5 protein-coding genes and 1 pseudogene are annotated in these 7,014 nt (G+C 68.6%); 4 read left to right on the top strand and 2 right to left on the bottom strand.

Features of this window, described 5'->3' with window-relative positions; genetic code table 11:
• Positions 1–2,118: nitrate- and nitrite sensing domain-containing protein (locus AB0H81_RS42965; RefSeq protein ID WP_358387711.1), on the bottom strand; the 2,118-nt coding region annotated here is incomplete at its 3' end.
• Between the two features lie 464 nt (positions 2,119–2,582).
• Here AB0H81_RS42965 and AB0H81_RS42960 point away from each other — a divergent pair.
• From AB0H81_RS42960 to AB0H81_RS42945, 4 genes are all read left to right on the top strand, one after another.
• Positions 2,583–3,377, top strand: coding sequence for an ABC transporter permease (locus tag AB0H81_RS42960; RefSeq protein WP_358387708.1), 795 nt, complete (start codon positions 2,583–2,585; stop codon positions 3,375–3,377).
• Positions 3,377–4,168: an ABC transporter permease gene (locus AB0H81_RS42955; protein ID WP_358387706.1), complete on the top strand. Its 792-nt coding sequence runs from the start codon at positions 3,377–3,379 to the stop codon at positions 4,166–4,168. The genes AB0H81_RS42960 and AB0H81_RS42955 overlap by 1 nt, the downstream gene beginning before the upstream one ends.
• A gap of 218 nt (positions 4,169–4,386) precedes the next feature.
• On the top strand, positions 4,387–5,379 hold the full coding sequence (locus AB0H81_RS42950) for an ABC transporter substrate-binding protein (RefSeq protein WP_358387704.1): 993 nt from the start codon (positions 4,387–4,389) through the stop codon (positions 5,377–5,379).
• Between the two features lie 120 nt (positions 5,380–5,499).
• On the top strand, positions 5,500–6,735 hold the full coding sequence (locus AB0H81_RS42945) for a flavin-dependent oxidoreductase (protein ID WP_358387701.1): 1,236 nt from the start codon (positions 5,500–5,502) through the stop codon (positions 6,733–6,735).
• A 15-nt stretch (positions 6,736–6,750) separates the two neighbouring features.
• Here the strand turns inward: AB0H81_RS42945 and AB0H81_RS42940 are convergent.
• A pseudogene (locus tag AB0H81_RS42940) lies at positions 6,751–7,014 on the bottom strand (ATP-binding protein); the annotation flags it as partial.

The following is a 7,014-nucleotide window of genomic DNA, read 5'->3' as shown; positions in this document are numbered from 1 at the left end:
GGCGGGGGCCGGCGAGGCGTACGCCTCCTCGCGGGGGGCGGCGCCGGCTGCCGGGTAGGCCGGGGGCTGGTTGCCGAGCAGCGTCTCGGGGATGAGGACCATGGCGGTCAGGCCGCCGCCGCCGTGGGGGCGGAGCTGGACGCGGACGCCGTGGCGGTGGGCCAGGCGGGCGACCACGAACAGGCCCATGCGGCGGGAGACGGAGACGTCGACGGTGGGCGCGTCGGTCAGGCGCTCGTTGGCCTGGACCAGCTCGTCCTGGGTCATGCCGATGCCGGAGTCGGTGACGGAGAGCATGACGCCGCCGCCGTCGATGCGGCTGCCGGAGACGGTGACGCGGGTCTCGCGCGGCGAGAACGACAGGGCGTTCTCGACCAGCTCGGCGATGAGGTGGATGACGTCGTTGACGGCCTGGCCGGCGACGGAGACGCCGTCGGGGACCTGGAGGACGACGCGCTCGTAGTTCTCGACCTCGGAAAGGGAGGCGCGGGCGACGTCGACGAGCTTGACGGGCTGGCTCCAGCGGCGCGGCGGGTCCTGGCCGGCGAGGACCAGCAGGTTCTCGCTGTTGCGCCGCATGCGGGTGGCCAGGTGGTCCAGCTTGAACAGGTTCGCCAGCCGGCTCTCGTCCTGCTCGCCCTGCTCCAGGCCGTCGATCAACGTGATCTGCCGCTCCACCAGCGTCTGGCTGCGCCGCGACAGGTTCACGAACATCGCGTTGACGTTGCTGCGCAGGCGGGACTCCTCGCCGGCCAGCCGCACCGCCTCGCGGTGCACCTCGTCGAAGGCCCGGGCCACTTCACCGATCTCGTCCTCGGAGTCGACGCCGATCGGTTCGACGTGGACCTCCGTGACGGCCTCGGACTCGCGCAGCCGCTGGACGGTCTCGGGCAGCCGCTGACCGGCGATCTGCAGGGCCTCGCCGCGCAGCCGGCGCAGCGGCCGGACGAGCGAGCGGGCCATGATCGTCGTCACGATGATGACGATGAGGAGCAGGACGGCACTGCCGATACCGGTGATGAGGGCGTTGCGCTGCTCCGCCTCCTCCAGCGTGCGGCTGCGCAGGACGATCGATCCGGCCAGGTCGGCCTCGACCTTGCGCATGCGCTCGATGGCGGCGCTGCTCGTCTCGAACCACGTCTTGCCGTTGCGCGCGCCGAGTGCGGTGTCGATGAGCGGCCGGCTCTCGGCCTCCAGGACGAGGGCGCGGGACCGGATGGCCTCGGCGCGGTCGACGGCCTGGCCGCTGACGTTGTCCTCGTAGAACTGGCGCTGAGCGATGGTGGCGTTGGAGCGGAAGCTGATCAGCTCGCTCTCGCGCTGGGCGCGGGCGGCGAGCACCTCGCTCAGCGTGGTCTTGTCCATCCGCCGGGCGGCGAGGGCGGAGGCGATGAAGGCGCGTTCCTTGGACGCCTGCACCTTGGCCCGGCCGAGCGCGGAGAACGCGGCGACGCCGTTGGCCAGTTCCTCGTCCACGGCGCCGCGGTCGATGTCGTCGCTGAGGGAGAGCACGTCGCGGATCGTGTTCTCGTACAGGCGGATCACCGCGATGGTACTGAGCTGCGAGTCGACGGCGGCCTTGCGGGCGTTGGGCAGCGAGTTGAGGCGGTTGCGGATCTGCACGGCCTCGGCCCGCTCGCTGCTGTCGCTGTTGGCCAGCTCCTCGATGGCGGGGCGCACGGTCTGCACCGCCCCGTTCACGGTGGTCTGCTGCGCCTCCATCTCGGCCGCGGTGGTGGCCTTGCGTCCTTGCGCGACGAAGTTCGCGGTCAGGTCGCGTTCGAGTTCCAGCCCGTGGGCGAGGTCGGCGAGCTGCCCCGAGAGCACCGCCAGCTCGTTGATGTGCTGGTACTGCGCCGCGCTGGAGATGGACGCGCTGACCCTCGTGCCACCGAGGATGAGCGCCGCCAGGGTCGGGATGACGATCAGGGCGAGCAGCTTGGAGCGGACGCGCCAGTTACGCAGCGCAGCCCTTTTCGGTCTCCGCTTGGTAACGACGGCTTTCGCCGGGGAGCCGGGCTGGTTCGCGTCCGGTTCCTGGGGCACCGAGGAGGTGCGCGAGGGTGTCGCGGTCTCCGGGGCTAAGGCCCGGTTCGCGCGGGTAGATGCAGGGCTCACCGACGTGGCAACCTCTCCTCGGACGTCTGATGTGGGCGGATCACATCATGACTGTTTGGCCTGCGACGCCAACACATCCATGGGACGAGTGCTTATTTGAGCACACCCGCATTAATTCGGCCAATGCCGCAGGCGTCACAAGAGACACAGTAATCGTCAAATCGCCATAAATCAGGCCATTTGAAGCTTCAATCGCCTCAGAAAACCGCTCATCTGACTCTATATAACCACAATCCACACAAAACGGTCAAAACACCATAAAGTACCATAAATGTCGATATTGCGGGAATATCTCCTGGCGCGGCCGCTCCAGCTTTTACGGTGATCCGCTCCGTTACCCTGACTCCCGTCTGCCCCCCTATTCCCATCGGGCCGGCTTCCATGCGGCCCGATGCAGCCATGGAGACCCCAATGACGTTTTCCCCGAATGGCACCAGTGCCCCGAACGGCGCCGGGACATTCCCATGCGTCTGATTCCTCGCGCGCTCAACAGCGCGCTGGTGTGCGGCGTCGTCGGCGTCGTCGTCTTCCTGTGCGTCGCCGAGGCGGCCGGCCGGCTGGGGGTCATCTCCACCGCCGCGTTCCCCCTCACCTCCACGGTGCTGGTCACCGCCGTCAAGCTGGTGACCGACCCGGACTTCCTGCCCGACGTGGCCGACACCTTCATCGGCTGGGCGCTCGGGCTGGCGGCGACCGTGGTGATCGCGGTGCCGCTCGGACTGCTGCTCGGCAGCGTGCCGGCGATCGAGCGGGCGCTGCGGCCGGTGACCGAGTTCCTGCGGCCGATCCCGTCCGTGGCGCTCATCCCCCTCGCCACCTTCGTCTTCGCCGACCGGCTGGAGATGAAGATCGCGATGATCGTGTACGCGTCGACGTGGCCCATCCTCCTCAACACCATCTACGGCCTGCGCGACGTCGACCCGGTGGCCAAGGAGACGCTGCGCTCCTTCGGCTTCGGCCCGCTGGCCGTGCTGCTGCGGGTCTCGCTGCCGAGCGCGGCCCCGTTCATCGCGACCGGCATCAGGGTGGCGGCGTCGGTGGCGCTCATCCTGGCGGTCAGCACCGAGCTGCTCGGCGGCGGTTCGGACGGCATCGGCAGCTTCATCGGCGTGGCCGAGAGCAGCCCGGAGGGGATCACCCTGATCGTGGCGGCCACCGTGTGGGCGGGACTGCTCGGTGTGCTGACCAATGTGGTCTTCGTATGGGCCGAGCGCCGGATCTTCCGCTGGCACACGACCAAGACTGGAGCGGCACAGTGATGAGGAAGTTCGGCAGCGGCCTGCTGCGGCTCTGGGTGGTCCCGGTGGTGCTCATCGTGTGGGAGCTGTCCACGCGCGCGATGGAGAAGCCGTTCTTCCCGCCGCCGACCAAGATCCTGGCGACGATGGGTGAGCTCTGGTTCAGCGGATCTCCCCTCACGCTGTTCCTCACCGACGAGGCCCTCGGCAACTTCCCGCACAGCGTCGGCCGGCTGCTCGCCGGATGGGTGCTGTCCGGGATCGTGGGCGTGACGTTCGGGGTGGCGATCGGTCGTTCGCCGCTGCTGTACCGGTTCGTGGACCCGATCATCCAGTTCGGCCGGGCCCTGCCGCCGCCGGCGCTGCTGCCGATGTTCCTGGCCATCTTCAACACGGGCACGAAGATGCAGGTGGTGACGATCACGTTCGGCGTCGTCTGGCCGGTGATCTTCAACGCGGCCGACGGGGCGCGGCACGTGGATCCGCTGCACCTGGAGACGGCGCGCGTGTTCAGGTTCTCGCGGGCGCAGCGCCTGTTCCGGGTGATCCTGCCGTCGGCGCTGCCGAAGATCTTCGCCGGGCTCCGGCTGAGCCTCTCGCTGGCGCTGATCCTCATGGTGATCGCGGAGTTCTTCAGCACCGAGGGCATCGGCTTCCAGCTCCGCCTGGCGCAGCGCGAGTTCGAGCTGACCACCATGTGGGGCGCGATGATCATTCTCGGCGTCCTCGGCTACCTGCTCAACCAGCTCTTCCTGCTGGCCGAACGCCGGGCGCTGGTCTGGCACAGCTCGGCGCGCCGGAACCCTGCGTAACCCTTACGGCTCCGCGTCGTTTCTCACAGAAAGCATCTCGTTCACTTTTCTTCTCACACTTCCACAAACCGGAAGAAGGGGAGAAAGGGTGACATGTCACGAGATATAGAGACATTCCCGGGCCTGGCGCTATGGGTCCATTACCCCCTTGCGCTAGGCTCTTCCCCTCAAGATCACCCCCAAGCGCGATGATTACGCGTCTTCCCCCTGGAGCGATCATGTCCGGTCTCCGGCGCCGCCTGCGTGTTTCCGCCGTTTTACTCACCGCCACCGCACTGTTGGCCACCGGATGCGGCGGGGGCGGTTCCGACAGCTCCGCGAACGCGGGCGGCCTGGAGAAGACCGAGCTCAACATCGGCATGCTGCCGCTGCCCGAGACGGCGCCGATCCAGATCGCCATCGACAAGGGCTTCTTCAAGGCCGAGGGCCTCACCGTCACCAAGCCGACGATCATCGCGGGCGGCGCCGCCGGCATGGCCGACCTGCTCAGCGGCAAGCTCGACGTGATGCACAGCAACTACGTCTCCGCGATCACCACCGTCGCCAAGGGCGCCGGCAAGGTCAAGGTCGTCGGCGAGGCGTGGACCGCCAAGCCCGGAAACTTCGCGCTGATGGTGAAGAAGGGCTCGCCCATCAAGACGGTGGCCGACTTCAAGGGCAAGACCGTCGCCGTCAACACCTTCAAGAACGTCGCCGAGCTGGCCATGCTGTCGCTGCTCAAGACCAACGGTCTCACGGCCGAGGACGTGACGTTCAAGGAGTTCCCGTTCCCGCAGATGCAGGGCGCGCTGGCCACCGACCAGATGGACGTCGCCTTCATGCCGGAGCCGTTCTACCAGACGGCCGCCAGCAAGGACGGCGCCGTGCTGGTCGCCGAGCCGTTCGCCGGGCCGACCGCCGACTTCCCGATCGCCGGCTACCTGGTGACCGAGGAGTTCGCCAAGAAGAACCCGAAGACCGTCGCCGCCTTCCAGCGCGCCCTGGTCAAGGCCACCGAGGTGGCCATCTCCAACTCGGCCGAGGTCGAGGCGGCGCTGCCGAAGTACACGAAGATCGACCGGGCCACGGCCGAGCTCATGGTGCTCGGCGGGTTCTCGACCACGGTCAACGCCACGCGCCTGCAGCGGGTGGCCGACCTGATGACGGACTTCAAGTACCTGGACTCCAAGTTCGACGCGAACTCGATGATCTACAGCGGTAGCGCCTCCTGACGAGGCGGCGTACAACGTGGAGAAGGGGGAGCGCGGCCAGCGCTCCCCCTTCTCTCTTGTGAGCGGACACGTCCGGTGAGCGGACGCACATCACCATCGGGAGGGAACACCATGCGGATCATGATCATTGGCGCCGGCATCGGCGGGCTCACCACGGCGCTGAGCCTGCACGCGGCCGGGCTCGACTGCGTGGTCGTCGAGTCGGCCTCCGCCCTGCGCCCGCTGGGCGTGGGCATCAATCTCCAGTCGCACGCCACCCGCGAGCTGACCGAGCTCGGGCTCGGCGACCGGCTGGCCGAGAAGGGCGTGGAGACCACGTTCATCACCTTCACCGACCAGTTCGGTGGTGAGATCCTGTCGATCCCGCGCGGCCGGTCGGCCGGCTACCTGTGGCCGCAGTACTCCATCCACCGGGGCGAGCTGCAGATGATCCTGCGCGCCGCCGTCGAGGAGCGGATCGGCCCAGTAAGGCTCGGCACCCGCTTCGAGGGGTTCGAGCAGGACGGCGACGGGGTCGAGGTCACCCTGCGGGACGTCGCCACCGGCGAGACCACGCGCGAGCGGGCGGACGTGCTGGTCGGCGCCGACGGCGTGCACTCGTCGGTCCGGGCCCTCCTGCACCCCGAGGGCGACCCGCTGCGGTGGGGCGGCATCCGCATGTGGCGCGGCATCGCGGACGGCGAGCGGGTCAGGGACGGCGCGACCGTGTTCGTCGCCGGGACCAACCTGAGCGTGAAGTTCGTCGCCTACCACATCTCCCCCGACGACCCCCGGATGGTCAACTGGGTGGCCGAGGTCAAGGTGGGGGACGGCGGCGAGGTCGGCGAGGCCGACTGGTCCCGGACGGGCCGGCTGGAGGACGTGGCCCGCTACTTCGCGGACTGGAAGCACTCGCACGTCGACGTGATGGCCCTGCTCACATCCACCGAACGGATCCTGGAGTACCCGATGGTGGACCGGGACCCGCTGGAGCAGTGGGGGCAGGGCCGGGTGACGCTGCTGGGCGACGCCGCGCACCCGATGTACCCGATCGGCTCCAACGGCGGGTCGCAGGCGGTCCTCGACGCCCGGGTGCTGGCCCGATGCCTGGCGACCGTGGACGACCCGGCCGAGGCGCTGGCGGCGTACGAGGCGGAGCGGCGCCCGCCGACGTCGGCGCTGGTGATCGCCCACCGGGCGCTGCCGGTGGAGGCGACGATCAGCCTGGTGATGGAGCGGGCGCCGCACGGGTTCGACGACATCGCCGACGTGCTGACGCCGGAGGAGCTGGAGGCCATGACGGCCGCGCAGCGCGGGATCACCGACATGGACGTGAAGGCACTCAACGAGCGGGAGTCCTGGAGCGTGGTGCGCTGACGCGCGACGGCCGTGTCAGTTGCTCCAGCCTGGCACGGCCATCCGCACGGTCAACGCGTGTTCGACCAGATTGATCAGCGCGCTCTTGACCGAGTCCTTCGAGCGGGCGTCCAGCCGCACCAGCGGAATGTGCGCCGCCAACGTCAACGCGTCTCTGACCTCGGCGTCGCTGTGCGGATAGCCGCCGTCCCAGCCGTTGATCCCCACGATGAACGGAAGCTGCGCCTCCTCGAAATAATCGATCGCCGGGAAACTGTCCGCCAACCGGCGCGTGTCCAC

Origin of the sequence: Nonomuraea sp. NPDC050691, from assembly GCF_040654455.1 — a bacterium.
Lineage (GTDB): Bacteria > Actinomycetota > Actinomycetes > Streptosporangiales > Streptosporangiaceae > Nonomuraea.
The sequence above is the reverse complement of the archived record's forward strand: the minus strand, read 5'-3'. Positions and strand labels throughout refer to the sequence as shown.

Coding starts and splice junctions, on each gene's coding strand:
- AB0H81_RS42960 (WP_358387708.1), top strand. CDS start 2,583: ATGCGTCTGATTCCTCGCGCGCTCAACAGCGCGCTGGTGTGCGGCGTC.
- AB0H81_RS42955 (WP_358387706.1), top strand. CDS start 3,377: ATGAGGAAGTTCGGCAGCGGCCTGCTGCGGCTCTGGGTGGTCCCGGTG.
- AB0H81_RS42945 (WP_358387701.1), top strand. CDS start 5,500: ATGATCATTGGCGCCGGCATCGGCGGGCTCACCACGGCGCTGAGCCTG.
- AB0H81_RS42950 (WP_358387704.1), top strand. CDS start 4,387: ATGTCCGGTCTCCGGCGCCGCCTGCGTGTTTCCGCCGTTTTACTCACC.